Here is a 26,749-nt window from a genome sequence, read left to right on the forward strand (position 1 = left end):
TTTAGACGGGGCGAATCGTCGGCGCAATGGCCTTGCGCATCTCGATGAACGTCGTCCGGGCAAAGCCGGGATGCGCTTTCTCGGCGGTTCTGGAAAATCCCCAGGCGGCAAAGACGGTATGATTTTCCGTGAGCTCGATCCGCGTTTCCAGCCGCAAGGCGGGAAGGTCGAGCGATGCGGCCGTTTCCTCGGCAATCGTCAGCAGCCGCTTGCCAATGCCCTTTCCCTGCGCTTCGGGCAGAACGGCGAGTTTGCCGACATAGAGACAATCGGCCTCCGGCCGCAGGAAGAGGCAGCCGATCAGCTTTTCGCCGTCGATGGCGACATGGCCGATCTCGGCCCTGGCCTTTTCGGCTAGTGACTCGGTCGTGAGCTTGAGCGCCGAGGATGGCGGGTCGATCCTGCCGTTCATGGAAGCGAAGGCGGCGAGGATGAGCGCGAGCAGTTCGTCCCAGCGCGTGAAGCTCTGGTCGAGAGGGACGATTGTCATCCGGTCTGCCTCTCCCGCGTGCGGCGTCTTCTGTAGCGGACCGTGTCGAAGCGGGCCGAGAGCGCGTCGTAGAGCAGCAGCCGTCCGACCAGTGGTTCGCCGGTGCCCGTGATGAGCTTGATCGCTTCCATCGCCATCATCGTGCCGATGACGCCGGTCAGCGCGCCGATGATGCCGGCCTCGGCGCAGGCAGGAATGAGCCCCGCCGGCGGCGCTTCCGGAAAGAGGTCACGATAACAAGGGTAGAGTGTTCCGTCCTCGGTACTCTCATAGGGCTTGAGAACCGTCAGCGAACCGTCGAAACGGCCGACGGCGCCGGTGACGAGCGGAATGCGCGCTTCCTCGGCCGCATCGGCGGCGGCATAACGCGTGTCGAAATTGTCGGAGCCGTCGATCAGCAGATCGAAGCCGGAGAGCTGACGGCGGGCGGCCTCCGGGGAAAAGCGTTCCTCGAAGCGGATCAGCCGGACATGCGGATTGAGCCGGGCGATGGCGAAGGCAGCACTCTCCGTCTTCAACTCGCCGATCGTTCCGGAATCATGGATCACCTGGCGCTGCAGGTTGGAGAGCGACACCCGGTCGTCGTCGACGATACCGAGCGTGCCGACGCCGGCTGCGGCCAGATATTGCAGGATCGGCGCGCCGAGGCCGCCGGCGCCGATCACCAGCACGCGGGCGGCTTTCAGCTTCTGCTGGCCGGCGCCCCCGATCTCGGGGAGCAGGATGTGGCGGTGATAACGGGCGATTTCGTCCGAGCTGAGCGGTTCCATGGCACCGATGTTATCATGACGGCCGACGTCGGGAAAAGCTGCCTCGGTCATTCGAACACCCGTCCCTCCGCCACCGTGAAAAACTGCGCCCTGTCGCCCAGCGCCGAAAACATCGAGCGATCCGTTCCGGTCATGAAGGCCTGGCCGCCGAGCCCGTCGATGAGATCGAACAGCGCGGCGCGTCTATTCTCGTCGAGATGCGCTGCGATTTCGTCCAGCAGCAGGATCGGCGCATGGCCGGTGAGATTGCCGACGAGGCGCGCATGCGCAAGCACCAGGCCGACAAGCAATGCTTTCTGCTCGCCGGTGGAACAACGCTCCGCCTCCATCGCCTTTTCGCGGTGATGCACGATGAGATCGGCCCGGTGCGGCCCCTCGAGCGTGCGCCCTGCGCCGGCATCGCGATAGCGGCTCTCTGCCAGCATCGCCGCGTAATCGTCCTCGAGGTCGACCGAGGGGCGCGAAAATTGTCCGTCCATGAAGCCCGAGAGCTGCAGCGATGCCGAAGGGAAGGGCGAAGTCTCCCGCGTTTCTTCGATCAGCCGGGTCAGCAGGCCGAGCATCTCCTGGCGGGCGAGCGCCATGGCGATGCCGAGGCTTGCCATTTGCTCCTCGATGCCGGCGAGCCAGGAGGGATCGAAGCGGCCCTCGTCCAGCAATTTGTTGCGGCTGCGCATGGCGCGCTCGAAATCGCTGGCGCGGCGGCCATGGGCGGGATCGAGCGACAGCACCAGCCGGTCGAGAAAACGGCGCCGGTCGGAAGAGGCGCCGGTAAAGAGGCCGTCCATCGCCGGCGTCAACCAGAGAAGGCGCAGGTGGTCGGTCAACTCGTCGGCAGTCTTTGCCGGGGTGCCGTTGATGCGCAGCCTGCGGGTGGTGGTCTCCTCGCCTGTTTCGATGCCGGTGCCGATCTCGACGTCGCCCTCCATGCCGTCGAGTGCGGCGAAGATCGAAAAGCCGCCAGCCGCGCCGACCCGGGTTATATCGCCATAGGCGGCGCGGCGCAGACCGCGGCCGGGCGAAAGCAGCGAGACGGCCTCCATGAGATTGGTCTTGCCGGCGCCGTTGTCTCCCGTGAGCACGGCGTGTCGACCGTCAAGGGTAAGGGCCGCCGCCGCATAATTGCGGAAGTCGGTCAGCTTCAGACGGGAAAGAGAAACCTTGTGCGGCATCGAATGTCCGGAATCGTGAAGCGTGACAGCTAAGCCTAAGCGGCGTTGATGGCAAGGCTGACAGCTTGACGGCCGTGGATCGCGTGCCCTGGTGGTGTCGCACCGAGGCTTGGGGGCCACATGGGGATAAGTTCAGGGCGCGAAATACCGCGGGGGCATATTTTCCGGCAGATCCCGTGACCGAGGTCCTGGCGTCCGGCACCCTTCCGATGTAACGGTCAGCATGCCGCCCTCTAATCAGCTAAAAATACAACCTGAGAGAGGATGATCCGATATCGCTGGACCGATACCGTCGACGGTCACGCTCAATGTCGTCAAGCGCCAGATATTCGGGCTTTTGCCGCATTCCCTTGAGGCCACTGACGTAACGTAAGGTCCAAAAAAAGTCGGTTGAAATTTGCAACTGTAGGGTTGAGTTATCCCGTGAAAACGATATGGTAAACGAACCGTTTACGTATCAGAGAGTGATGAAGTGCCAGATCCGGTTGATATTATCGTTGGTCGCAACGTAAGACAGTTTCGCGCTCTTCGCCGTGTTTCCCAGCTCGAGCTTGGCGAAGCACTCGGACTGACTTTCCAGCAGATCCAGAAATACGAAAAGGGGACGAACCGCGTTTCCGCCAGCAAGCTGCATCAGATCGCGGTTTTTCTCGATGTCGATATCTCTGCTCTTTTCGAGGGAGCCGGCATATCGCAATTCGGCAGCCGTATCGAACTCAGCCCCGACGCCTATGCGCTTGCGCTGAGCTACGACAAGCTGAGCTCACCGGCAGGCAAGGAAGCGGTCAAGACCATTGTCACCCTCATGACAGGCGAAGCGGCAGAAACCGCCGTCTGATCCCCGCTGCCGGCTCACCGAAAAGCACGATCTGTTCCGGGCCTGAATTATGTCCGGATAGATATGGCTATGCAGCGGTTGGGGAACGGCGTGCATCAGGACAAAGACTGGACGCAGGTCACCTGAATGAGGTTCGATATCGCGTTTTAGTGAATCTCGCATTCGTGCAGCGCCATCAGCAGGTCGTCCTGCGTCTGGTGGCCGGCATGATAGAGGTCGATCGCGATGCTGGCGATCGAAAGGCCCTGCTGGCTGCGAAGCTTGATATTGCGCTCGGCGCACCATGTGTAGATGGCGCCGGCGAGAACGTCGACGTCTTCGGACTGAGAGGAAAAGGCTGGCGCCATGGTCGATACCCTTGGTTTGGTTGTTCCCACTAGAGCATTTCCGTTTTTCTCCGATTCACGGAAATGCTCTATCTTTTTGTTTATTCCCGGCAAAAGCGTTTCACGCTTTGCCTGGCAAAACCGCTGCGCACTTTTGCTGCAATTGCTCTAAAGCACGTCGCGTCGAGCAAAGGATGCTCTATCGCTTCGAACCTGGGCATCGTCCCTTCCGAATATCGCTTCCGGTTTTCGGTGTTGTGCGCTGACGGCAGAGACTGAATTCATTTGGAAAACTTGCAAGCGGCATCATCTGGCTGCGTTAATGCAAGTCGTCTTCCCTCGCGCCGCCGTGTCGTTCTGGAACAGATTTCCCGGCACGAACGGCGAATGTCGCAAATTGGGACTCGCGCAACAAAAAGCCGGAGACGTTTCCGTCCCCGGCTTTAGAGATAGGCGTGTCGATCGCCGCTCAGCCTTCGAAGAATTCCTTCATCCGGGCAAAGAAGCCCGTCGATTCAGGATTGTTCTCCTTGGAGGAAAGCTGCTCGAATTCCTGAAGCAGTTCGCGCTGGCGCTTGGTGAGCTTCTGCGGTGTCTCGATCTGGATCTGGATGTAGAGGTCGCCCGTCTGTGCCGAACGCAGCACCGGCATGCCCTTGCCCTTGAGGCGGAACTGTTTGCCGGCCTGCGTGCCCTCGGGCACGCTCACGCGCGACTTGGTGCCGTCGAGCGTCGCCACGTCGAAGGTGCCGCCGAGCGCGGCCGTCGTCATCGAGATCGGAACGGCGCAATAGAGATCGGCTCCGTCGCGCTGGTAGAATTCATGCGGTTTGACGGACAGGAAGATATAGAGGTCACCGGCCGGTCCGCCGCGGGCGCCGGCTTCGCCTTCGCCCTGCAGGCGGATGCGCGTACCGTCCTCGATGCCGGCGGGAATGTTGACCGAGAGCGAACGCTCTTCCGTCACCCGGCCCTGGCCATGGCACTTCGGGCAGGGGTCGGGAATGATCTGGCCGCGGCCGTGGCAGGTCGGGCAGGTCCGCTCGATCGAGAAGAAGCCCTGGGCCGCGCGCACGCGTCCCGATCCCTGGCAGGTGCCGCAGTTCTTCGGCTGTGTGCCGGGCTTGGCGCCAGAGCCCGAACAGACGTCGCAGGTGATCGACGTGGGAACGCGGATCTGCGCCGTCTTGCCGGAGAAAGATTCTTCCAGCGTTATTTCCATGTTGTAGCGAAGATCGGCGCCGCGCTCGCGGCCGCCCGACGAGCGCTGGCGCGCGCGCCCTCCACCCATCATCTCGCCGAAGATATCCTCGAAAATGTCGGAGAAGCCGCCGCCGGCAAATCCGCCGCCACCGCCGCCCATGCCGCCCTGCTCGAAGGCCGCATGGCCATAACGGTCATAGGCCGCCCGCTTCTGCGGGTCCTTGAGCATCTCGTAGGCTTCGTTGATTTCCTTGAACTTGCGTTCGGCGTCCTTGTCATCCGGGTTCTTGTCCGGATGGAATTTCATCGCCAGTTTGCGGAAGGCGCTCTTCAGCTCTTTCTCGTCCGCCGTCTTGGCTACACCCAGAGTTTCGTAATAGTCCGCTTTTGCCATTAAGGATTAAACCCCGGAAATGGATTTCCGGCTGCCATGGTGAGCAGCCGGATCAGGTGTTGAAGCATAACCACGCCGTCGCGGATTACGCGGACTTCTTGCGGTCGTCGTCCTTGATTTCCTCGTAGTCGGCATCGACGACATTGTCGCCGCCTTCCGCGGAGGCATCGCCGGCAGCGCCGCCTTCGGCCTGCTGTGCTTCATAGATCGCCTGGCCGAGCTTCATCGACACTTCCATCAGCGTCTGGGTCTTGGCCTTGATGTCGTCGGCATCCGGCTCGGAGGCTTCCGAAGCCGTCTTCAGCGCGGCGATCGCATCCGAGATCGCGGTGCGGTCGGCCTCGGAAACCTTGTCGCCGTAATCCTTCAGCGACTTTTCTGTCGAATGGATCAGGCTTTCGGCCTGGTTCCGGGCTTCGACGGCCTCGCGGCGCTTCTTGTCCTCGGTGGCATGGGCTTCAGCATCCTTGACCATCTTCTCGATGTCGGCGTCGGAAAGGCCGCCGGAAGCCTGGATGCGGATCTGCTGTTCCTTGCCGGTGCCCTTGTCCTTGGCCGAAACCTGCACGATGCCGTTGGCGTCGATGTCGAAGGTGACTTCGATCTGCGGCATGCCGCGCGGCGACGGCGGCAGACCGACGAGGTCGAACTGGCCGAGCAGCTTGTTGTCGGCGGCCATTTCGCGCTCGCCCTGCGAAACGCGGATGGTGACGGCCTGCTGGTTGTCTTCGGCGGTCGAGAAGGTCTGGCTCTTCTTCGTCGGGATCGTCGTGTTGCGTTCGATCAGACGGGTGAAGACACCGCCGAGCGTTTCGATGCCGAGCGACAGCGGCGTCACGTCGAGGAGCAGCACGTCCTTGACGTCGCCCTGCAGAACGCCGGCCTGGATGGCGGCGCCAAGCGCCACGACTTCATCCGGGTTGACGCCCTTGTGCGGCTCCTTGCCGAACAGCTGCTTGACGACTTCCTGGACCTTCGGCATGCGGCTCATACCGCCGACGAGAACCACTTCGTCGATTTCGGCGGCGGTAACGCCGGCATCCTTGAGGGCTGCCTTGCACGGCGCGATGGTGCGCTGGACGAGATCGTCGACCAGGCTTTCGAGCTTGGCGCGGGTCAGCTTCAGCGTCAGATGCTTCGGACCGGAGGCGTCGGCGGTGATGAACGGCAGGTTGATTTCGGTCTGCTGCGAGGACGACAGCTCGATCTTAGCCTTTTCGGCAGCTTCCTTGAGGCGCTGCAGGGCAAGCTTGTCGTTCTTCAGGTCGATGCCGTTGTCCTTCTTGAACTCGGCGACGAGATATTCGACGAGACGCATGTCGAAGTCTTCACCGCCGAGGAAGGTATCGCCGTTGGTGGACTTCACTTCGAAGACGCCGTCGCCGATCTCAAGGATCGAAATATCGAAGGTGCCGCCGCCAAGGTCGTAGACAGCGATGGTCTTGCCGTCCTTCTTGTCGAGGCCGTAGGCGAGGGCTGCAGCGGTCGGCTCGTTGATGATGCGCAGGACTTCAAGACCGGCGATGCGGCCGGCATCCTTGGTTGCCTGGCGCTGCGCGTCGTTGAAGTAGGCGGGAACGGTGATGACGGCCTTTTCGACCTTTTCGCCGAGATAGGATTCGGCGGTTTCCTTCATCTTCTGAAGGATCATCGCGGAAATCTGTGCGGGCGAATAGCCCTTGCCATTGGCTTCGACCCAGGCATCGCCATTGTCGCCCTTGACGATGGTGAAGGGAACGAGGTGCTTGTCCTTCTCGACGGTCGGATCTTCGTAGCGGCGGCCGATCAGGCGCTTGACCGCAAAGAGCGTGTTCGTCGGGTTGGTGACTGCCTGGCGCTTGGCCGGCTGGCCGACGAGGCGTTCGCCATCATCGGAAAATGCCACCATGGAAGGGGTCGTGCGTGCACCTTCCGCATTCTCGATAACCTTGGCGTCCTTGCCGTCCATGACTGCGACGCAGGAATTTGTCGTTCCAAGGTCGATACCAATTACTTTTGCCATGTCATTCTCTCCTTGAAGCAAGCTGTCGGAACCCCGAGAAGGCATTTCCCTGACAGCCCCTTACGGGATGGGTCTACTTAAGATTACGCAATCGTGATTGCGGTGATGCGGCGTATATAAGGAGCGGTTTTCTGGACTGCAAGGCGAGAAATGGCCCGGAATCCGGCAAAACGAATGTGTTGCATTCAATTTTGACAGTCGCCGGGAAAGAGCTTGCCTCATGTCCGCAAAGCGGTCGATATCTAGAGCATCGGCCTTGCGCCGGGCATGCAGCAAAGGATCTCACTGGCCCATGATCAGATCGAGCAGCGTCGTGCGCCGCGGTTGCACGGAAGAGGTCGTCTGCGGCCCGCCGACATCGCCCGGCGGCACCATGCCCTCATAGCCGGAACCGCCGCCTTCGGCAATGTCCGCAGGCGGAACCGGGCCGTTGCCGGAGGGCGCCGCCGGCTGCCGGGCAGGCGCTTGCGGATAGCGGTTTGCATTGTCGTTGCCGCCGAAGACGCCGGAAATGATGCCGCCGATCGTCGACGGCGGCGCCTCCGCCGTCATCGGTTGCCCGCCGCCCGACTGTGCACTACCCCCTTGTCCATCACCGGGGGCCGTCTGTGCCATCGGCTGACCACTGTTCGGATCGGCAGTCAACTGGCCGTTGCCGAAGAGCGGCGCCGGCGAAAGACCTTTGTGGGCGGCGATCATGAATTCCTTCCAGGCCTTTGCGGGCAAGCCGCCGCCGGTCACCTTCTTCATCGGCTTGCCGTCGTCATTGCCGAACCAGACGCCGGTGGTGAGGTTGCTGGTGAAGCCGACGAAGAGCGCGTCGCGCGAATTCTGCGTCGTGCCGGTCTTTCCGGCGGCCTGCCAGCCGGGGATCTTGGCGCTCTTGCCGGTGCCGTTGTCTATGACGCCCATCATCATTGCATCCATCTCGGCGACGATCTGCTCGGAGAGCACGCGCGGCGGGCTGTCATAGGTATTTTCGTACAGAACCTTGCCCTCGGCGGTCGTCACCCGGCGGATGACGTGCGGCGTCGCCTTGTAGCCGCCGTTCATGAAGGCGGCATAGGAGGCAGTGAGTTCCATCAGCGACACTTCGGACGTGCCGAGCGCGATCGAGGCGTTCGGCTGCAGTTCGCTTTCGATGCCGAGCCGGTGGGCAAGCTTGATCACCTGATCCGGCCCGTCATACATCACCAGCTGGGCGGCCACCGTGTTCAGCGACTTGGCAAGCGCGGTCGCCAGCGTCACTTCGCCATTGTATTTCTTCTCGTAATTTTCCGGTGTCCAGTCGCCGATCCGGATCGGCGCGTCATTGAACACCGAGTAGGGCGTCAGCCCTTTCTCGAGTGCGGCGGCATAGACGAAGGGCTTGAACGAGGAACCCGGCTGGCGCTTCGCCTTGACGGCGCGGTTGAACTGGCTCGTCGCATAGTCCCTGCCGCCGACCAGCGCCCGGATCGCGCCGGTGCCGTCGATCGAGACGAGGGCCGCCTGCGAGGCGTCGAGCTTGCCGCCCTCCTTGTCGAGCACGTCGACCAGCGATTGCTCGGCCTTCTTTTCCAGCGATTTGTCGATCGTCGTATCGACGATGACGTCTTCCTTGACGTCGCCTATCAGGCCCGGCAGCTCGTCCATCACCATGTCGGCGACATAGTGCCCGGCGCCCGACCAGTAACTCTTGGCCGAAGCCGGGGTCTGCGACATCGCGGTCTTGACTTCGGAATCGGTGATGAAGCCCTGTTCGCGCATTGCCGCGAGCACAAGCTGTGCGCGTGCATTCGCCGCTTCCGCATCGCGGGCCGGCGAAAGCCGCGACGGCGCCTTGAGCAGGCCGGCCAGCACCGCGGCCTCGCCGAGGTTCACGTCACGCGCCGATTTGTTGAAATAGCGGCGCGAGGCCGCCTCCACGCCATAGGCGTTCGATCCGAAGAACACCCGGTTGAGATACATCGCAAGGATCTGGTCCTTGGTGTATTTCTGCTCCAGCCAGAGCGAGAGCAGCACCTCCTGCACCTTGCGTTCCAGCGTCCTCTCAGGGGAGAGGAAGAGGTTCTTGGCAAGCTGTTGTGTCAGTGTCGAGCCACCCTGCACCATGTGGCCGGCCGTGAAGTTGGTCACTACAGCCCGGCCGAGGCCGAGCGGATCGACGCCGAAATGCGAATAGAAACGCCGATCCTCGATGGCGATGACGGCTTCCGGAATATAGGGCGACATGTTTTCGAGCGACAGCGCCTCGCCGCCGGTGGCGCCGCGATTGGCGATGACGCTGCCGTCGACGGCGGTGATCTTGACGTTCGGCGGCCGTTCCGGGATCGCCCATGTGCTGGCGCTCGGCATGCGCGAGCCATAATAAACCACCAGCCCGGCAACGCCGATGCCGGCCCAGATGAAAAGCACGACGCACCAGTAGATCACGCGGCGCATGAAACCGAAAAGGTCGCCGCCGTCACGCTCCCGCGGCTCGCGCCGCCGCCGGGGGGCGGCACGCTGCGGCGGCGGTTTTGAACCGCCGCGGCGCTGGGATCGGCTGCCGGCGATGCGATCGTCGGCATCGAGCGAAAATTCGTCATCGTCGCGTGCCGGGCGGCCGCTGAAGGACGGTTCTATTCTGTCGCCTGATCTGCCTCTGCCTGCCATCGCGGACCGGTCATACCCCATGTTCGATCGCGAAGCTTGGCTTCGCACAACGGTGCACTTGCGGGCGCCGTGATCATCCGACTGAACTGTAAATGCGGCGATTTAACGGGGTGTTAATAATGGAAATCAAAGCAGATCGCGCAGGTAAAGCGCGTCGCGTCAAACCGCATTGATACGGCGCGCCGTAAGTCCCAAACCGCCACAGATTTCTCTGCGACATGCATTGGCCTTCAAAACTGCCGGGCCTCGTAATCGTCGAGCGTTTCCGGGTCCTGCTTATATTCCCACTCGCCCAGATGAAAGCGGCGCCAGATCTGGCCGGAAGGATTGAGCTTCGCCCCATCGGTAAGGCGGACAGGCAGGAGTGGGTTGTGTTTATGCCAAACGGTAACATCTGTGGCGGCTGCCCGGGGGGCGAAAAGCCCCAGGAAAGCCAGGTAGTCTTGCGTCATCAGGGTCCAGCCTCGAACGGATTACGATCAATCCGCAACGCCACGAAATTGCAATAAACAACCCCGCAACACAAGAGCATCACGATACCCTCACATCAAATTGTCGTCGGCCTCTTGCGCGCATCCATGCCAATTTTCATGACTGTCGCAAATCTGACATAGCGCGCGCCGATTTGCGCTCGCCGGCGAGGCGGGCAGACGCACACAGGCGTCATATCTGCGCAGGCGGTAACGGTCGATTCGACAAAATTGAATGAAGCCGGCCTTGGAGAAATCCGGGGATGGAGGAAAGCCGGCTGAGGATGGCTCGTGGCCGTGACGCGGAAATGCACACGCTGCTTTCGGCGTTGCGTTGAACATCTTCCGTCTGGTCGGTGGAACCAATAGGCTCGGCGATTGTTTAAGGAGAAGCGGGACAACCCCTCACGTCCCGCGCATGATCGGCCGTCTCCCCTCAACACGCGCCGATCGACATCAGGCCCGGTGCATCCCTCATGGGAGCGCCGGGCTTTTTCTTGGATGGTTGCCTTGGCTGGCAAATCTCGAGAGAGGACGGCGCTGCCGCCCCTTCCGTTTCATTGGTCGCAGGAGGGATCGCCGGGGCGGCAATCAAAATCCCTGCGGCCCGGTCTGCGATCATCGCCTCTCCGGTCGGCTCCTTGCCGGTCGTACCTTTGCCGATCGTCTCGTTGCCGATCGTCCCTTTGATTGACGCCGCGCCGATCCCGGTCACCATCACGCCAATCTCGGTCGCGATCCCGCTCGCGCCAGTTCCGGTCGCGATCCCGGTTATCCCGCTCGCGATTTAGGTTATCCCGGTCGCGATCTACGTTATCCCGATCGCGATCCCAATCCCGGTTGTCGCGGTCGCGGTAATAATAGTCCGGACCGCGGCTCCAGCGGTCACGCTCGCGATAGAAATCGCGGTTGCGGTAATACCGGTCCCAATAATTATCGACGCTGAAGCGGATAACCGGAATGCCCAGCGGACGGTAATATTGCGGACCGACATAGATGCGGCGTTGCTGGTAGAGGGCCTGCACGTACTGGCCGGAGACCCAGCCGCGGCCGCCGTAGAACTCGACGTCGCACCAGTTGACGTCGGAAAGGCATCCGCGGATCTCGACCGAGGAACCGGCCGGTATGACTGCGACGGCGGGATATCGGGTGCTCGGACCCGCACGCATGTTGACGTTCGCCGTCGAGTAGCCCTCGGCAGCCTGCGCTATGGCGGGCGCCAGCATGAACAGGCCGGCCGCTGCAATTTTAACAAAGAGATTTTTCACGCTTCTCAGTCCTCGTTGGCACGTTTTTCAGGCAGCAATTGGCCGTGTTTCCGTGGCATGTGCCCTTGAAACAAAAGATAGAGCGATCGCCCGCAGCTGTTAGGGCGCTATCATTCATCTTATCTTTCAATGACTTATATGTCGCCCGCGATGAACGTAGCTTGAACGGCAAATCCGCGGCGCCTGAAGCTGCAACCAACGTTTCCGACTGGAGTTGGTGCCGTTAACGCCCCGTTAACCTTTCGCGGGCAGTCTCATTGCAATACCGCTTTCTCCTTGACCACGGATGAACTGGCACTGAGATGAGCGGACGACGAAAGGCCGGTTCGAACCGGCCTTTTTGTTGTCGCGATTTTCGCATGGCGCATCCTGAAGGCGCGCCTTTCCCTCTCAGGCGGCGAGCGCCTGCAGGATCCGTACCCAGGAGCGGATGCCCTTGTGGTAGGAGACAAGCTCGTATTTCTCGTTCGGCGAATGGATGCGGTCGTCACTGAGGCCGAAGCCGACCAGCAGAGATTCCATGCCGAGCATCTTCTGGAAGTCCCCCACGATCGGGATCGACCCGCCCATGCCGATGACGATGGCGGGTTTCGGCCATTCGTCGGACAGCGCGTTCTTCGCCTTGGTCAGAACCGGCGAATCATAGGAAAGGTGGATCGCCGGCGAGCCCCCATGCGGATGGAACTCGACCGAGCAATCGGCGGGAATCTTCGTGCTGATATAGCTGCGGAAAGCCCTGCGGATGGCGTCTGGATCCTGCGTGCCGACAAGCCGGAACGAAACCTTGGCCGAAGCCTTGGCGGCGATCACCGTCTTGAAGCCTTCGCCGGTATATCCGCCCCAGATGCCGTTGATTTCGGCGGTCGGCCGCGCCCAGGTGAGTTCCAGCACCGAACGGCCCTTTTCGCCGGACGGAATGGAAAGGCCGACTTCGCCGAGGAAGCTCTCCGCGGTCCTGCCGAGCGTCTCCCAGGACGCCTTGATATTGTCGGGCGTTTCCTCGACGCCGTCATAGAAGCCGTCGAGCGTGATGCGGCCCGTCTCGTCATGCAGGCCGGCAAGAGCCTCGACGAGAATATGGATCGGATTGGCCGCAGCGCCTCCGAACAGACCGGAATGCAGGTCGCGGTCGGCGGCCGTCACGACCACTTCCTCGCCGACAAGGCCGCGTAGCGCTGCGGCGATTGCCGGCGTGTCGCGGTCCCACATGCCGGTATCGCAGACGAGTGCATAATCGGCCTTGAGCTCGGCGGCATTGGCTTCGAGGAAGGGCTTCAGGGATGGCGAGCCGGATTCCTCCTCGCCCTCGAAGAGAATGGTGATGCGGCAGGGAAGCTCGCCGTTGATCTCCTTATAGGCGCGGCAGGCCTCGACGAAGGTCATCAACTGGCCTTTGTCGTCCGAGGTGCCGCGGCCGGTCAAAATCTTGCGGCCCTCGCCGAGATCCTTGATCGACGGCTGGAACGGATCGTTTTCCCAGAGCTCGATCGGATCGACCGGCTGGACGTCGTAATGGCCGTAAAAGAGAACATGCGGTGCATCGGAAGCAGCGCCGGCATGGTGGGCGACCACCATCGGATGGCCGGGCGTGTCGCGCACCGAGGCCGTAAAGCCGAGCCCTTCAAGATAAGCGACAAGCCATTCCGCCGCCTTTCGGCATTCGGCCTTATAGGCGGGATCAGTGGAAATCGACTGGATGCGCAGAAGTTCGAATAGCTTGTCGAGGCTCGATGGAAGGTTCTGGTCCGCGCGCGCAAGCACCTGATTGATATCGGTCATTTTCGACTCCTTTTGAAATTCGGCCGGACGATAGACCAAACCAGGAAGGCAGGCGAGGCGGAAAAACGAAAAATCGGCGGCGCGAAAGCCGGCGCGGCATGGATCAATATCAGGAAGATTTACTGAATAATATAGAAGAGAATACTAATTCAATTTACGGTTATTTAGCATAACCTAAATAACCTGACCGAATTCAGCTGTGGGAGGGGCAGATGTTTTCGGTCATCGCATGTATTCGGGACAATCACGATTGGCGGCTGGTGATTGCGGCGGCAGCGGTCTGTCTGGTCGGCGCGATGGCGGCGATGCTGCCGCTTTCCCGCGCCCAGGAATGCGATGCCGGGCGGCGCAAACTCTGGATTGGCGCATCGGCATTTGCTTTCGGCACCGGCGTATGGGCAACGCACTTCATTGCGATGCTGGCTTATGACGGCGGCATGCCGATCGGCTACCAGCTGGGCCTGACGGCGCTTTCCTTCCTCTTGTCGGTTGCCGGTTCGTGGGCGGCGATCCTCGTCGCTTCGGAAAGCCGCGGCAGGTTTTCTCGCGTGCGCGGCGGCGTTCTGATGGCGCTCGGCATCGCCTCCATGCACCTGACCGGCATGCAGGCGATCGAAACGCCGGCGGTAATCGTTTATGATCCCTTCATGACGCTGACTGCGGTTCTCGCAGGAGCGCTGTTGTCGAGCGCCGCCTTCCACGCCTTTTTCGAATTGAAGGGACCGAGGCGGCTCCTCGCCTCGTCCATCACTTTCGTCCTCGCGATCTGCGCTCTCCATTTCATCTCGATGGCCAGCATCACCCTCGTACCGGATCCCGGCAAAGAGGTTCCGGCAACGGTGCTCGACGCCAGCCTGCTCGCCGCGATCGTCGTGGCGGCGGCGACGACGCTCATTCTGATTGCGCTCGCGGTGGTCTTTATCGAAAGCCACCTGACGGATCTGAGGGGGCTCGCGAATGCCTCGCAGGAAGGACTGCTGATCCTGCGGGAAGGCCGGATCATCGATGCCAATGAACGCTTTCAGGGGCTTTCCGGCTGGAAACTTGCCGATCTTGCCGGCAAGGCGCCCTCGGCTGTTTTGACCGCTATTCAGGGGGCTGGGCAGAACAAGCCAGGCGAAACGCTGCTCAACACCAGGAACGGCAGGGAGATCGCCGTCGAAGTGACCGCGAGCAGGATTGTTTATCGCGGGCACAATTGCGAGGTGCTGGCGGTGCGCGATCTCACCGAGCGCAGGCAGGCCGAGGAGATGATCGAGCACCTCGCCCACCACGACGTGCTCACCGATCTGCCGAACAGGTCATTGTTCGATACCCGCATCCGGCAGGCGTTGCAGATGGCCGAACGAAAGAACAGCGAGGTTGCCCTCTTCTATCTCGACCTCGATCGCTTCAAAGCCGTCAACGATATCTTCGGTCATGCCGAAGGCGACCGCATTCTCGGCAAGGTCGCCTCGATCCTGCGCCGCGTGGCCGATGAGAGCGATACGATCGCCCGCCTCGGCGGCGATGAATTCGCCATCCTTCAGCCCGCCGGACAGCAGCCGGCAGCGGCGCAAAAGCTTGCGGCGGCGATACTCGACGAATTCGCCGCCGAGATGGACACGGCGCGTGACCCCACAGCCGTTGGTGTCAGCGTCGGCATCGCACTCTATCCGGCGGACGGCGCTGCTGCTGAAGAACTCTGCAACAATGCCGATATTGCACTTTACCGCGCCAAGCATGACGGTCGCGGCAAGGTCTGTTTCTTCGACGCGGAAATGGATAAGGCGGCACGGAACCGCCGCCAGATCGAAAGCGAACTGCGCCATGCGATCATCCGCAACCAGATCCATGTCAGTTATCAGCCGATCCTCGATGCGCTGAGCGGCGAGATCGGCGGCTATGAGGCCCTGATGCGCTGGAACCGGCCAGGTCACGGCTTGACCGAGCCCGATATCTTCATCCCGATCGCCGAGGAAAGCGGCTCGATCGTCCAACTCGGTGAATGGGTGTTGCAGCAGGCCTGCAGGGAGGCCGTGCGCTGGCCGCTGCCGTTGATGATCGCCGTCAATCTCTCGCCGGTGCAATTCATGCTGCCGAACCTCTGTGAGCGGATCGAGGCGATCCTCGCCGAAACCGGGCTTGCACCCAGCCGGCTGGAGCTCGAGATCACCGAGGCGGCCCTCATGCGCGATCGCGACCGGGTGATGACGATGTTGCTGCGGCTGCACAAGCTCGGCGTGCACATCGTCATGGATGATTTCGGCACCGGTTTTTCCTCGCTTTCCAACCTGCGTTCATTCCCTTTCGACAAGATCAAGGTCGACCGCAGTTTCACCGGCCTGCTGGAACATGATGCGGCGGCGCGCTCGATCGTGCGCGCCATCATTGGTCTTGGCCACAGCCTCGGCATGCCGGTGGTGACGGAGGGCGTGGAAACCGAAATGCAGCGCCGGATCGTCGTCGAGGAAGGCTGCGCGCAAGTACAGGGCCTTTTGCTTGGCAAGCCGGATATCGAACCGAGCGTCAAGCTTGCCGCCCACGAAAACGTCCTGACCGCGCAGATTGAAACCGGCGTGTTCTCGTTGCGACACGCACACAGTGCCGGCGAATGAGCTTCTTCACAGCGCCTTGGCGTTTTCCAGAAGCCGCCGGATATATTCGAGCGTCAGCTCGCGCTCGAAGACCCGAAAACCTTTAAACAGCGCAAGGTCGGCCTCCCGCGCGATCTCGATCGCCTCGGCCTCCATGGCGCGGGCCTTCGGCGTCAGGAAGAGCAGTTGCGCCCGCCTGTCGGAGGGATGTGGACGGCGTTCGATCAACCCGTCGCGGACCATGCGCGAAAGCGTATTGGCCATGGTCGCCTGCTCGATATCGACCCGCTCGAGAAGCTGTTTCTGGGTCAGCCCGTCTTCGGCCCAGAGTTCCAGCAGAATGGGGAATTGGCCCGGAGAAAAACCCAGACCGACCGCGCGCTGGTGCAGCGAGCGGGCAAAACCCTTCGCCAGTTGGCTGGCAAGGTAGGCTCCCGAATCCATGCGGTTAAATCCCATGATTGCAAGTTAGGCTCAAAACCATGCTGGAGACAATGCAGCAAATCGCAGGCGATGCTTCATAAGATGCAAGCCGCGACGATAATTTCGAGTGGCTGGAAAAAACAAAAGTCGCCATGGCCTGGAGGTTGGCCATGGCGACTTTAAAGTGGGGACAAAGGCCCGGAGAGGGGGATAAGGCCTTTGTCCAAGCCTGACGCGGCGGGGGACAAGCCGGTAATCAGACCCGCGGCGCGATCAAGCGCCGGTGACATGGATTTGTGGCTGCGAATGTGGTTTTTCAAGGGAGAGCGATCGTTACAAATCGGTAACAGTTTGGTGAGCAGGAATAGACAGCGCTGCGCACGCTGAATCCTTTTTGCGCGCCGAACTTTATATGGACCTCGTCCAATGCCCGCGCTATCCATGCACGCATGAAAAAAGGCGATCACCTCTTCCTAATCGATGGTTCCGGATTCATCTTCCGGGCGTTTCATGCATTGCCACCGCTGACCCGCAAGACGGACGGCTTGCCGATCGGCGCCGTGTCCGGTTTCTGCAACATGCTGTGGAAGCTCTTGAGGGATGCACGCAATACCGATGTCGGCGTGACGCCGACACATCTTGCCGTCATCTTCGATTATTCTGCCAAGACGTTTCGCAAGGATCTCTACGACGCCTACAAGGCGAACCGCTCCGCCCCGCCGGAAGAGCTCATCCCGCAATTCGGCCTCATAAGAGAGGCGACCCGCGCCTTCAATCTGCCCTGCATCGAGACCCAAGGTTTTGAGGCCGACGACATCATCGCCACCTACGCCCGCCAGGCCGAGGCAGCAGGCGCCGATGTCACCATCGTCTCCTCCGACAAGGATCTGATGCAGCTCGTCAGCCCCAATGTCCATATGTATGACAGCATGAAGGACAAGCAGATCGGCATTCCCGATGTCATCGAAAAATGGGGCGTGCCGCCTGAAAAGATGATCGACCTGCAGGCGATGACCGGTGATTCGGTCGACAATGTCCCCGGCATTCCCGGCATCGGCCCGAAAACCGCCGCCCAGCTCCTCGAGGAATACGGCGATCTCGACACGCTGCTCGAGCGCGCCACCGAGATCAAGCAGGTCAAGCGCCGCGAGACGATCCTCGCCAATATCGACATGGCCAAGCTCTCGCGCGACCTCGTGCGGTTGCGCACCGACGTGCCGCTGGATCTCGATCTCGACGCGCTGGTGCTCGAGCCGCAGAATGGCCCGAAGCTGATCGGCTTCCTCAAGACGATGGAATTCACCACCCTGACGCGCCGGGTCGCCGAAGCCTGCGATTGCGATGCCAGCAGCATCGAACCGGCGGTCGTCCACATCGAATGGGGCGAGGCGGCCCACGGCCCCGATCTCAGTGCGGCGGAACCCGAACCCGTTGCCGGCGGGATCCCCGAAGTCTCGGGCGAATCCGTGCCGGTGCCGCCGCGCGCCAAGGCGAAGGCTGTCGTCGAAGGCGCCTTTTCGCCCGCCGATCTTGCCAAGGCGCGGGCTGAGGCCTTTGCGACGCTGCCCTTCGATCATACGGCCTATGTGACGATCCGCGACCTGGCGACGCTCGACCGGTGGATCGCCGATGCGCGCGCGACCGGCCTCGTTGCTTTCGATACCGAGACGACCTCGCTCGATGCGATGCAGGCCGAGCTCGTCGGCTTCTCGATGGCGATCGCCGACAATACGGCCGATCCCACCGGCACGAAGATCCGCGCCGCCTATGTGCCGCTCGTCCACAAGAACGGCGTCGGCGATCTGCTCGGCGGCGGCCTTGCCGAAAACCAGATCCCCATGCGCGATGCCCTGCCGCGGCTGAAGGCTTTGCTGGAGGACGAATCGGTTCTCAAGGTCGCCCAGAACCTGAAATACGATTACCTGCTGATGAAGCGCTACGGCATCGAGACCCGGAGTTTCGATGATACGATGCTGATCTCCTACGTGCTCGACGCCGGCACCGGCGCGCATGGCATGGATCCGCTCTCGGAAAAATTCCTCGGCCATACTCCGATCCCCTACAAGGACGTGGCCGGCAGCGGCAAGGCGAACGTCACCTTCGATCTGGTCGCCATCGACCGCGCCACCCATTATGCCGCCGAAGATGCCGACGTGACGCTGCGCCTCTGGCTGGTGCTGAAGCCCCGGCTGGCGGCGGCAGGGCTGACCAGCGTCTATGAGCGGCTGGAGCGACCGCTATTGCCGGTGCTGGCGCGCATGGAAGCGCGCGGCATCACCGTCGACCGGCAGATCCTGTCGCGCCTGTCCGGCGAGCTGGCCCAGGGGGCCGCGCGCCTCGAGGACGAGATCTACGTGCTGGCCGGCGAGCGTTTCAATATCGGCTCGCCGAAGCAGCTGGGCGACATCCTGTTCGGCAAGATGGGCCTTGCCGGCGGCAGCAAGACGAAAACCGGCCAATGGTCCACCTCCGCCCAGGTGCTCGAAGATCTGGCTGCCGCCGGTTTCGAGCTGCCGCGCAAGATCGTCGACTGGCGCCAGCTCACCAAGCTGAAATCGACCTACACCGACGCGCTCCCCGGCTATGTCCACCCTGAGACCAAGCGGGTGCATACCTCCTATTCGCTGGCATCGACGACGACGGGGCGCTTGTCGTCCTCTGAGCCGAACCTGCAGAACATTCCCGTGCGCACCGCCGAAGGCCGGAAGATCCGCACCGCCTTCATCTCGACGCCCGGCCACAAGCTGATCTCTGCCGACTACAGCCAGATCGAGCTGCGCGTGCTTGCCCATGTGGCCGAAATCCCGCAGCTGACCAAAGCCTTCGAGGACGGCGTCGACATCCACGCCATGACGGCGTCGGAAATGTTCGGCGTGCCGGTCGAAGGCATGCCGGGCGAGGTCCGTCGTCGCGCCAAGGCGATCAATTTCGGCATCATCTACGGCATCTCGGCCTTCGGCCTTGCCAATCAGCTTTCGATCGAGCGTTCGGAAGCCGGCGACTACATCAAGAAATATTTCGAGCGTTTCCCCGGCATCCGCGACTATATGGAAAGCCGAAAGGCCATGGCGCGCGACAAGGGTTATGTCGAGACGATCTTCGGCCGCCGCATCAACTATCCGGAAATCCGCTCGTCCAATCCGTCCGTGCGCGCCTTCAACGAGCGTGCGGCGATCAACGCGCCGATCCAGGGCTCGGCTGCCGACGTCATCCGCCGGGCGATGATCAGGATGGAGCCGGCGCTTGCCGAAGTCGGCCTTGGCGATCGCGTCCGCATGCTGCTGCAGGTGCATGACGAACTCATCTTCGAGGTCGAGGATGACGATGTCGAAAAGGCGATGCCGGTCATCGTCTCGGTCATGGAAAACGCCACCATGCCGGCGCTCGAAATGCGCGTGCCGCTGAGGGTCGATGCGCGCGCCGCCACCAATTGGGACGAGGCGCACTAATGCATGTCGCCCAAAAGTGCGCGGCGGTTTTGGGACAACGACATGCATCAAACAAAGACCCGAAGCACGTCGCATCAATCAGATTCGACGCGACGCGCTTAGCCACCTCTTCAAAATTGGCAAAGATTTTTCCGCTTAGCGCAAGCCATTGAAAGTGCAGCAATTTGCCACCAGGAGCCGTGTCGGAACGGTACGGAAGGAAGGAACTTATTAACCTTCCTTTTCTATCCCGGTAGGGTCGTAATTTGCCAAGCATGAGTGAGTAGCGGACGCATGCGTTTTCCCAGAACCAATTTGACGGACGCCGGGGACTTTTCCAGCGGGATTGAAACTGAGCTTCCGGAGGAAAATCCAGGAGAAAAGCCGGCAGCGCCCATTTGGCAGAGCAATTTTTCCCTCGCGCCGAATGTTCGTTTCACCCGCACGCCGGAAACGCTGATCAGCAAACGGCGCGCGCCGAATGAGCCCGGTCGCGATGATTCGCAGCTTGCACAGCAGGCGATACGGATAGAGCCGGTTGCCGTCGACGTGCCGTTCGATATCTATCTGCCGGAGCCGGAGGAAATTTCCACGGCACCCGACATGGTCGAACTGCAGCAGGCACCGTTGCCTGATGAGGTCCGCGCGCCTGCCTTCCGCGCCACCGCTGAGCTTTCCTCCATTTCGGATTTCGCCTTCTGGGAAGTCATGGCCTTCGAAGAGGCCGAGCCGGTTCGCGCGCCCCCCGTGATCTCGTTCCCGAAGGCTGAGGCCACGCCCGAATCGATCACTTCGCTGTTCAAGATCATGGAATGGCGCCCCGGCCGGCCGGCTGTCGCTCCCGTGCCCTCCCGCCCGGTCTCGCCGCCCGCTGCGATGTCCGCAAAGGTCGCCGTGCGTCCTCCGGCCGCCCCATCCCTGGAAAAGCCGAGGCGCATTATTGTCGAGGCGCCGGTCGTGCAGGCTCAGATTGCACCCGCACCCCAGGTCACGCCAGCCCCTCAAATTGCATCAGCCCCTCCGGCAGCGCCCGCGCCGCAGCGTACGCCGCCTGTGGCTGCGGTTCTACCGTCGCCGCGTCTGGCCGTGAGGCCCGAAAGGGTCGACGCATCCGGCTACGAATTCCCGCCGCGCGCCCTGCTGCAGGAACCGCCGGAACGCCTCGGCGAGATCATGTCGCAGGAGACGCTGGAGCAGAATGCCGGGCTCTTGGAAAGCGTGCTGGAAGATTTCGGCATCAAGGGCGAGATCATCCATGTCCGTCCCGGCCCCGTCGTCACCCTCTATGAATTCGAGCCGGCGCCAGGCGTGAAGTCGTCGCGCGTCATCGGACTGGCCGACGATATCGCCCGCTCGATGTCGGCGCTCTCGGCCCGTGTCGCCGTCGTCCCCGGACGCAACGTCATCGGCATCGAATTGCCGAATGTGACACGTGAAACCGTTTATTTCCGCGAGATGATCGAAAGCCAGGATTTCGAGAAGAGCGGTTACAAGCTGGCGCTCGGCCTCGGCAAGACGATCGGCGGCGAGCCGGTGATTGCCGAGCTCGCCAAGATGCCGCATCTGCTTGTTGCCGGCACCACCGGCTCGGGCAAGTCGGTCGCCATCAACACGATGATCCTGTCGCTGCTCTATCGCATGACGCCGGAACAGTGCCGCCTGATCATGGTCGACCCGAAGATGCTCGAACTCTCCGTCTATGACGGCATCCCGCATCTGCTGACGCCCGTCGTCACCGATCCGAAGAAGGCGGTGATGGCGCTGAAATGGGCCGTGCGCGAAATGGAGGAGCGCTACCGCAAGATGTCGCGCCTCGGCGTGCGCAATATCGACGGTTACAACGACCGCGTGGCGCAGGCCCGCGAAAAGGGCGAGGCCATCCACGTCATGGTCCAGGTCGGCTTCGACAAGGGCACCGGTGCTCCGATCGAGGAAAGCCAGGCGCTGGACCTGACGCCGATGCCCTATATCGTCGTCATCGTCGACGAAATGGCTGACCTGATGATGGTCGCCGGCAAGGACATCGAAGGCGCGATCCAGCGCCTCGCCCAGATGGCCCGCGCCGCCGGCATCCATCTGATCATGGCCACACAGCGCCCATCGGTCGATGTCATCACCGGCACGATCAAGGCAAACTTCCCGACCCGCATTTCCTTCCAGGTGACCTCGAAGATCGACAGCCGCACCATCCTCGGCGAACAGGGCGCCGAACAACTGCTCGGTCAGGGCGATATGCTGCACATGCAGGGCGGCGGGCGCATTTCCCGCGTCCACGGTCCCTTCGTTTCGGATTTGGAGGTCGAAAAGGTCGTCGCCCATCTGAAAACACAGGGGCGCCCCGAATATCTCGACACCGTCACCGCCGACGAGGAGGACGAGACGGAAGAGGAGGAAGCCGGCGCCGTTTTCGACAAGAGCGCCATGGCCTCCGAGGATGGCAACGAACTCTACGAGCAGGCGGTCAAGGTCGTCATGCGCGACAAGAAATGCTCCACCTCCTACATCCAGCGCCGCCTCGGCATCGGTTATAACCGCGCCGCCTCATTGGTGGAACGCATGGAAAAGGAAGGCCTCGTCGGCCCGGCCAACCACGTCGGCAAGCGCGAGATCGTTTCTGGGCGGGGCGACGGGGATTGATCGGCAGGAGCCGCGCCATCGCGGCTCAGCGTGAGGGCGCGGCATTCCAGTGGCCGAACATCACCCCGCGACTGCGGAACGGGCGGCGCGTTTGTGCACGATGGCAAGCAGGCCTCCGAGAAAGATCGTTCCGAGGATGAAGAGAAATGCCGCGGCAACGATGGCCGGGCTGATGTTTTCGCGAATGGACGAGAACATCTGGCGCGCGAGCGTCAACTGGTTTGGGCCGGCGACAAACAGGGTCAGCACGACTTCATCAAGCGAGGTGGCAAAAGCAAGCACCGCGCCCGACAGTACACCCGGTATGGCGAGCGGCAGCGTTATTTTCCAGAAGACCTTTGCTGGAGAAGCGCCCAGGCTCGTCGCCGCCCGTTCGACTCGATAGTCGATGCCGTCAAGCGACGCGGTGATGCTGATCAGCACGAAAGGTACGGCGACAACCGTATGCGCTATGATGACGGCCGCAAAGGTGTTCGGAAATCCGAGCTTGGCAAACAGAATTTGAAGCCCGACTCCGAGCACGACCGCCGGAACGACCATCGGCAGAAGGAACATTGTCCGCAGTGTAGAGCCGAAGACAATGCGCCTGCGCAATGCAAGTGAGGCCAGCATGCCGAGCACGGTTGAAAGCAGTGTGGTCCCCGTGCCGATCAGCAAGCTGTTGACGATGGACCGCCGCCAGGCGTCCGCGTTTGCGAGTTCCGCAAACCAGCGGGTCGAAAAAGAAGGGATGGGATAGGACAGGAAACTGCTGGAGGTAAATGCGATCGGAAGGATCGCCAAAAGCGGGGCCAGCAGAAAAATCACCGTTGCCGCACCATACAGAAATTTAAGCAAACGAACTGTCATGTCAGGCACCTGCCGTCTTCGTTGAGAGCCGGCCATAGACGCCGTAGAACACGATGGTCGCGGCGAGCAGCACGATGCCGAGCGCGCCGGCCATCCCCCAATTGGCGGAGCCGGTGGCATAGAAGGCAATCACCGAACTGATCATCTGGTCTTTGGGCCCGCCGATGAGCGCCGGCGTGATGTAGTAACCGAGGGCTGCCATGAAGACGAGCAGTCCACCGGAAGCGATACCGCGCAATGTCAGAGGCAACAGGATTTGCAGGAAGGCCCGGATCGGCCGCGCGCCGAGAGAGGCTGCCGCCGGCATGAGATTTCGGGGGATTGCGATGAGGACACTGTAGATCGGCAGGACCATGAAGGGCAGCAGAACATGCGTCATGGCGATAATGACGCCCGTTCGGTTGAAGAGAAGCGGCAACGGGTCGCTGAAGAGGCCGAGCGACATGAGGAAGGAATTGATAAGTCCCTTGTCCTGCAGGAGGATGTACCAAGCCGCGGTGCGCACCAGCAACGACGTCCATAGCGGCAGGAGCACCGCGACAAGGAGGAGCTGTCGCCGCCAGCCGCTGGAGGCTGCGATCAGCATCGCATATGGCAGGCCGATGAGGCATGTTGCCACGGTCACGACAGCAGCCACAGTGAATGTTCTGAGAAGAATCGCCTGATTGGCCGACTCCCCGGCCGGCATCGCCACGATCGCTCCCGATGCGTCATGCTGAAGATCGACTGCGGCTAGGAGATTGCGATCGGTATAAGGATAGGTCGCCTCGGCAATGGCCCGCCAGAACGAGGGATCGTTCCATCGTGAGTCCACCTCTCCAAGTTTTGTCGGTTCGGCGCTGCCTTCCACGGCGGCGACGGTCTTTCGCATCAGCGTGCGGAAGCCCGGCTGGGCGCTGTTAAGTCTTCGAACCACCTCGCCCAGATTCTGATCGTCGTCGATCGATTTCAGGTCTTCGACAAGCGCAATCTGCATCTCGTCGGAGGACTCGGAATTACGGTTCCAGGCGGAGATCGCGGCCGTCGTCCGGGGCAGGTTTTGGCTGACGACCGGATCGGACACCGCCTGCTCAAGCACCGTCAGAAGTGGCCAGATGAAGAAGACACCCAGGAACAGAGTAAGAGGAAGGACAAGAGCGAAGGTGCCGATGCTTTGACGGAACGGACTCATGCCGCAATCACCCAACAATCGTCCGGTGCGAAATGAGCCACCACATCGGCGCCCGCTGCCCACTCCGCCGATCGCCTGTCGGTCCGGACTATGAAGCGGAAGGCATCGTGGTCAAGCTGCACCCGCAGGTGATCGCCCTGGTACACGCTGTCGAGTATTTTCGTCGGCAAGGCATTCGTCGCAGACCCAGTCCCGCGGGCCGCAAGAGAAATCCGCTCAGGACGGACCGAAATATGGACGCGGGTTCCGACGGAGAGGGAGCCGCTGCCCGATACGATCAGATGCCGCCCATCGGCGAGCTCGACCGAGGCCCCGGTTTTTCCCGTCGCCGTCACCGTTCCTTCTATCAGATTGGTTTCGCCGATGAATTCGGCGACGACGCGCGTTTGCGGGCGATCATAAATATCGCGCGGCGAGCCGATCTGCTCGATGTTCCCATGATTGAAGACTGCAATCCGATCGGACATGGTAAGCGCCTCGGCCTGATCGTGGGTCACGAACACCACGGTCAGCTCCAGCCGCTTGTGCAGCGCGCGGATGTCGAGTTGCATCTGTTCCCGCAACTGTTTGTCAAGCGCCCCCAGCGGCTCGTCCATCAGCACAACGGCCGGCTCGAACACCAGAGCGCGGGCAAGTGCCACACGCTGCTGCTGACCACCGGAAAGCTGGGCCGGCTTTCGGTTGCTCATTGCAGACAGTTGCACCATGTCGAGCGCCCGTTTTACTCGACCTTCGATCTCGCTGCGTCCGATACCGCGCATCTTCAGCGGAAAGGCGATGTTGTCGGCAACCGACATATGCGGAAAGAGCGCATAGTTCTGGAAGACGACGCCCATTTCGCGCCGATACGGTGGCAGATGGTCGATACGGCGGCCGTCGAGAAAGATGCTGCCACCGGTGGGGTTTTCGAAACCCGCCGCCATCATCAGCAAGGTTGTCTTGCCGGAACCCGACGGTCCGAGAAGGCTGACGAATTCGCCCCTCTCGATGTCGAGCGACAGGTCTTTGACGACCTGAAGCGTGCCAAAGGATTTGGAGACTCTTTCAAAGCGTATGCGCGGCGTAGCCACGGCGGCCCTCCGTTCGGATTGTCTGTTCTCAAGGAGACGAAGTGACGAGGATAGGCGGAAGCCCCCATGGATCCTCGGCAGGAGCGATCCGTGGGGGCGATATCGTGCCGCTACTGTGCCAGCCAGGCGTCAAATCTTTTGGTCAGCGCTTCCGAATTGTCGATCCAGAAGTCCGTATCAAGGCTGACGGCTCCCTGCATGTTGGCCGGGGTCGTCGGCAGGTCGGCCAGTTGATCGGGCGGCAGGGTCTTGCCGGCTTCGGTGTTCGTGAGGCCGTAGGCGATATATTGCGGCAGCTTTGCCTGATTTTCCGACTTGCTAGCGAAGGCAACAAAGTCAAAGGCCGCATCCTTGTTTTCAGCGCCCTTCAGGACGACCCAACTGTCGACGGCGTAGATGCTGCCCGGCCAGACAACCTTGAACTTCCTGCCTTCCGAGCGGTTGATGCCGGTGATGCGGCCGTTATACGCGCTGGTCATGGCAACCTCGCCGGAGGCAAGCAGTTGCAGTGGCTGGGCGCCCGAGGTCCACCAGACCAGGCTCGGCTTCAATGCGTCGAGCTTGGCAAAAGCACGGTCGATGCCTTCCGGCGTCGCCAGGACCTCGTAAACCTTATCGGCCGGCACGCCATCGGCCATCAGCGCGGATTCGAGTGTGTATTTCGGCCCCTTGCGCAGGGCGCGCTTGCCGGGGAATTTCTTCACGTCCCAGAAGTCGGCCCAGGATTCCGGGCCCTTGGCAATCTTTGCGCCGTCATAGGCGATCGCAGTCGACCAGACGATGGAGCCGACGCCGCAATCGCTTACGGCGGAAGGGAGGAATGCATCCTTGCCGCCGAGCTTGCTCCAGTCCACCTTTTCAAAAAGACCGTCGGCACAGCCGAGCGCAAGCTCATCCGCCTCGACCTCCACCGCATCCCAGGAAGGATTGCCAGCCTTGACCTTCGCCTGAAGGACACCGATGCCGCCATCCCAGGCCTCATCGAGCAGAGGCTTTCCGGTATCCTCGGCGAAGGGTTGGAAAAAAATCTTTCGTTGAGCATCCTGAAAGTTGCCGCCCCAGGAAGCTATGGTGAGGTCCCTGGCCACGCTCGGCCCCGTAGCAACCGCCAGTGACAGCAATCCCAGAGCTGCAATCGTCGACGTGTTCTTGAGTTTCATTCGCTTTCCCCTGTTTGTTGAGCATCTGCCCGATGCTTGGTTGACAACCACGATCTTCGGGATCGGTGGCGATCGCCGGCCGCGTC

Annotated in this window: 19 protein-coding genes; 4 read left to right on the top strand and 15 right to left on the bottom strand. The window is 61.6% G+C overall.

The annotated features are described in order from the left end of the window. Position 1: 1 nt before the first annotated feature. Genes FHX10_RS18490 through recF form a run of 3 tightly spaced genes read right to left on the bottom strand, consistent with a single transcriptional unit; the run spans position 2 to position 2,432 of the window. On the bottom strand, positions 2 to 490 hold the full coding sequence (locus tag FHX10_RS18490) for a GNAT family N-acetyltransferase (RefSeq protein ID WP_028755677.1): 489 nt from the start codon (positions 488 to 490) through the stop codon (positions 2 to 4). Next, positions 487 to 1,311: a molybdopterin-synthase adenylyltransferase MoeB gene (locus FHX10_RS18495; protein ID WP_028755678.1), complete on the bottom strand. Its 825-nt coding sequence runs from the start codon at positions 1,309 to 1,311 to the stop codon at positions 487 to 489. The genes FHX10_RS18490 and FHX10_RS18495 overlap by 4 nt, the downstream gene beginning before the upstream one ends. Next, positions 1,308 to 2,432 carry a DNA replication/repair protein RecF gene (recF, locus tag FHX10_RS18500; protein ID WP_028755679.1) on the bottom strand — a complete coding sequence of 375 codons (1,125 nt, stop codon included), beginning with the start codon at positions 2,430 to 2,432 and terminating at the stop codon, positions 1,308 to 1,310. Before recF ends, FHX10_RS18495 begins: the two co-directional genes overlap by 4 nt. 472 nt (positions 2,433 to 2,904) lie before the next feature. Between recF and FHX10_RS18505 the strand changes: the two genes are divergently transcribed. Then, the gene (locus tag FHX10_RS18505) at positions 2,905 to 3,270 is read left to right on the top strand and encodes a helix-turn-helix domain-containing protein (protein ID WP_028755680.1); all 366 of its coding nucleotides are present in this window, start codon (positions 2,905 to 2,907) and stop codon (positions 3,268 to 3,270) included. Between the two features lie 146 nt (positions 3,271 to 3,416). Here FHX10_RS18505 and FHX10_RS18510 read toward each other — a convergent pair whose 3' ends face one another. The 7 genes from FHX10_RS18510 to FHX10_RS18540 all read right to left on the bottom strand — a co-directional run bounded on the left by FHX10_RS18510 (position 3,417) and on the right by FHX10_RS18540 (position 13,349). Beyond that, positions 3,417 to 3,617, bottom strand: coding sequence for a hypothetical protein (locus FHX10_RS18510; protein WP_003544370.1), 201 nt, complete (start codon positions 3,615 to 3,617; stop codon positions 3,417 to 3,419). A gap of 448 nt (positions 3,618 to 4,065) precedes the next feature. Beyond that, positions 4,066 to 5,193 carry a molecular chaperone DnaJ gene (dnaJ, locus tag FHX10_RS18515; RefSeq protein ID WP_028755681.1) on the bottom strand — a complete coding sequence of 376 codons (1,128 nt, stop codon included), beginning with the start codon at positions 5,191 to 5,193 and terminating at the stop codon, positions 4,066 to 4,068. 85 nt (positions 5,194 to 5,278) lie between these two features. After that, entirely contained in the window at positions 5,279 to 7,195 is a 1,917-nt protein-coding gene (gene dnaK, locus FHX10_RS18520) for a molecular chaperone DnaK (RefSeq protein WP_028755682.1), read from the bottom strand. Between the two features lie 282 nt (positions 7,196 to 7,477). Beyond that, positions 7,478 to 9,832 (bottom strand): transglycosylase domain-containing protein, encoded by a 2,355-nt coding sequence (locus tag FHX10_RS18525; protein WP_028755683.1) that lies wholly within the window; start codon positions 9,830 to 9,832, stop codon positions 7,478 to 7,480. Positions 9,833 to 10,062: 230 nt separating this feature from the next. Continuing rightward, complete coding sequence (locus FHX10_RS18530) at positions 10,063 to 10,284, bottom strand: hypothetical protein (RefSeq protein ID WP_028755684.1); 222 nt, start codon at positions 10,282 to 10,284, stop codon at positions 10,063 to 10,065. A gap of 575 nt (positions 10,285 to 10,859) precedes the next feature. Next, the gene (locus FHX10_RS18535) at positions 10,860 to 11,570 is read right to left on the bottom strand and encodes an SH3 domain-containing protein (protein ID WP_183844871.1); all 711 of its coding nucleotides are present in this window, start codon (positions 11,568 to 11,570) and stop codon (positions 10,860 to 10,862) included. 390 nt (positions 11,571 to 11,960) lie between these two features. Continuing rightward, the gene (locus FHX10_RS18540; RefSeq protein WP_183844872.1) at positions 11,961 to 13,349 is read right to left on the bottom strand and encodes a dipeptidase; all 1,389 of its coding nucleotides are present in this window, start codon (positions 13,347 to 13,349) and stop codon (positions 11,961 to 11,963) included. Positions 13,350 to 13,561: 212 nt separating this feature from the next. On the opposite strand from FHX10_RS18540, the gene FHX10_RS18545 reads away from it, so the two are divergent. Beyond that, positions 13,562 to 15,946 (top strand): EAL domain-containing protein, encoded by a 2,385-nt coding sequence (locus FHX10_RS18545; RefSeq protein WP_183844873.1) that lies wholly within the window; start codon positions 13,562 to 13,564, stop codon positions 15,944 to 15,946. A gap of 6 nt (positions 15,947 to 15,952) precedes the next feature. On the opposite strand, the gene FHX10_RS18550 is transcribed toward FHX10_RS18545, so the two are convergent. Continuing rightward, entirely contained in the window at positions 15,953 to 16,369 is a 417-nt protein-coding gene (locus tag FHX10_RS18550; protein WP_028755688.1) for a MarR family winged helix-turn-helix transcriptional regulator, read from the bottom strand. A 428-nt stretch (positions 16,370 to 16,797) separates the two neighbouring features. Here FHX10_RS18550 and polA point away from each other — a divergent pair, with 428 nt between their 5' ends. Together polA and FHX10_RS18560 are read left to right on the top strand one after the other, a co-directional pair. Continuing rightward, entirely contained in the window at positions 16,798 to 19,797 is a 3,000-nt protein-coding gene (polA, locus tag FHX10_RS18555; RefSeq protein ID WP_028755689.1) for a DNA polymerase I, read from the top strand. Positions 19,798 to 20,070: 273 nt separating this feature from the next. Continuing rightward, a complete protein-coding gene (locus FHX10_RS18560) occupies positions 20,071 to 22,413 on the top strand; it encodes a DNA translocase FtsK (protein ID WP_183844874.1) in 2,343 nt (780 codons plus the stop codon). A gap of 60 nt (positions 22,414 to 22,473) precedes the next feature. Here the strand turns inward: FHX10_RS18560 and FHX10_RS18565 are convergent, their stop codons facing one another. The 4 genes from FHX10_RS18565 to FHX10_RS18580 form a co-directional block, all read right to left on the bottom strand. Beyond that, positions 22,474 to 23,262 carry an ABC transporter permease gene (locus FHX10_RS18565; protein WP_028755691.1) on the bottom strand — a complete coding sequence of 263 codons (789 nt, stop codon included), beginning with the start codon at positions 23,260 to 23,262 and terminating at the stop codon, positions 22,474 to 22,476. A gap of 1 nt (position 23,263) precedes the next feature. Beyond that, the gene (locus FHX10_RS18570) at positions 23,264 to 24,433 is read right to left on the bottom strand and encodes an ABC transporter permease (RefSeq protein ID WP_028755692.1); all 1,170 of its coding nucleotides are present in this window, start codon (positions 24,431 to 24,433) and stop codon (positions 23,264 to 23,266) included. Then, a complete protein-coding gene (locus FHX10_RS18575) occupies positions 24,430 to 25,503 on the bottom strand; it encodes an ABC transporter ATP-binding protein (RefSeq protein ID WP_028755693.1) in 1,074 nt (357 codons plus the stop codon). The genes FHX10_RS18570 and FHX10_RS18575 overlap by 4 nt, the downstream gene beginning before the upstream one ends. A gap of 110 nt (positions 25,504 to 25,613) precedes the next feature. Next, positions 25,614 to 26,663: an ABC transporter substrate-binding protein gene (locus FHX10_RS18580; RefSeq protein WP_028755694.1), complete on the bottom strand. Its 1,050-nt coding sequence runs from the start codon at positions 26,661 to 26,663 to the stop codon at positions 25,614 to 25,616. Positions 26,664 to 26,749 lie beyond the last annotated feature (86 nt).

It is taken from the genome of Rhizobium sp. BK591 (assembly GCF_014195045.1).
In the GTDB taxonomy this organism is placed as follows: domain Bacteria; phylum Pseudomonadota; class Alphaproteobacteria; order Rhizobiales; family Rhizobiaceae; genus Rhizobium; species Rhizobium anhuiense.

Bases quoted from the DNA above. Each gene is read 5' to 3' on its own strand.
- FHX10_RS18525 (WP_028755683.1), bottom strand. From the start codon at position 9,832: ATGGCAGGCAGAGGCAGATCAGGCGACAGAATAGAACCGTCCTTCAGC.
- FHX10_RS18510 (WP_003544370.1), bottom strand. From the start codon at position 3,617: ATGGCGCCAGCCTTTTCCTCTCAGTCCGAAGACGTCGACGTTCTCGCC.
- dnaK (WP_028755682.1), bottom strand. From the start codon at position 7,195: ATGGCAAAAGTAATTGGTATCGACCTTGGAACGACAAATTCCTGCGTC.
- FHX10_RS18565 (WP_028755691.1), bottom strand. From the start codon at position 23,262: ATGACAGTTCGTTTGCTTAAATTTCTGTATGGTGCGGCAACGGTGATT.
- FHX10_RS18560 (WP_183844874.1), top strand. From the start codon at position 20,071: ATGCGTTTTCCCAGAACCAATTTGACGGACGCCGGGGACTTTTCCAGC.
- FHX10_RS18545 (WP_183844873.1), top strand. From the start codon at position 13,562: ATGTTTTCGGTCATCGCATGTATTCGGGACAATCACGATTGGCGGCTG.
- recF (WP_028755679.1), bottom strand. From the start codon at position 2,432: ATGCCGCACAAGGTTTCTCTTTCCCGTCTGAAGCTGACCGACTTCCGC.
- FHX10_RS18570 (WP_028755692.1), bottom strand. From the start codon at position 24,433: ATGAGTCCGTTCCGTCAAAGCATCGGCACCTTCGCTCTTGTCCTTCCT.
- FHX10_RS18490 (WP_028755677.1), bottom strand. From the start codon at position 490: ATGACAATCGTCCCTCTCGACCAGAGCTTCACGCGCTGGGACGAACTG.
- dnaJ (WP_028755681.1), bottom strand. From the start codon at position 5,193: ATGGCAAAAGCGGACTATTACGAAACTCTGGGTGTAGCCAAGACGGCG.
- FHX10_RS18550 (WP_028755688.1), bottom strand. From the start codon at position 16,369: ATGGATTCGGGAGCCTACCTTGCCAGCCAACTGGCGAAGGGTTTTGCC.
- FHX10_RS18580 (WP_028755694.1), bottom strand. From the start codon at position 26,663: ATGAAACTCAAGAACACGTCGACGATTGCAGCTCTGGGATTGCTGTCA.
- FHX10_RS18530 (WP_028755684.1), bottom strand. From the start codon at position 10,284: ATGACGCAAGACTACCTGGCTTTCCTGGGGCTTTTCGCCCCCCGGGCA.
- FHX10_RS18495 (WP_028755678.1), bottom strand. From the start codon at position 1,311: ATGACCGAGGCAGCTTTTCCCGACGTCGGCCGTCATGATAACATCGGT.
- FHX10_RS18540 (WP_183844872.1), bottom strand. From the start codon at position 13,349: ATGACCGATATCAATCAGGTGCTTGCGCGCGCGGACCAGAACCTTCCA.
- polA (WP_028755689.1), top strand. From the start codon at position 16,798: ATGAAAAAAGGCGATCACCTCTTCCTAATCGATGGTTCCGGATTCATC.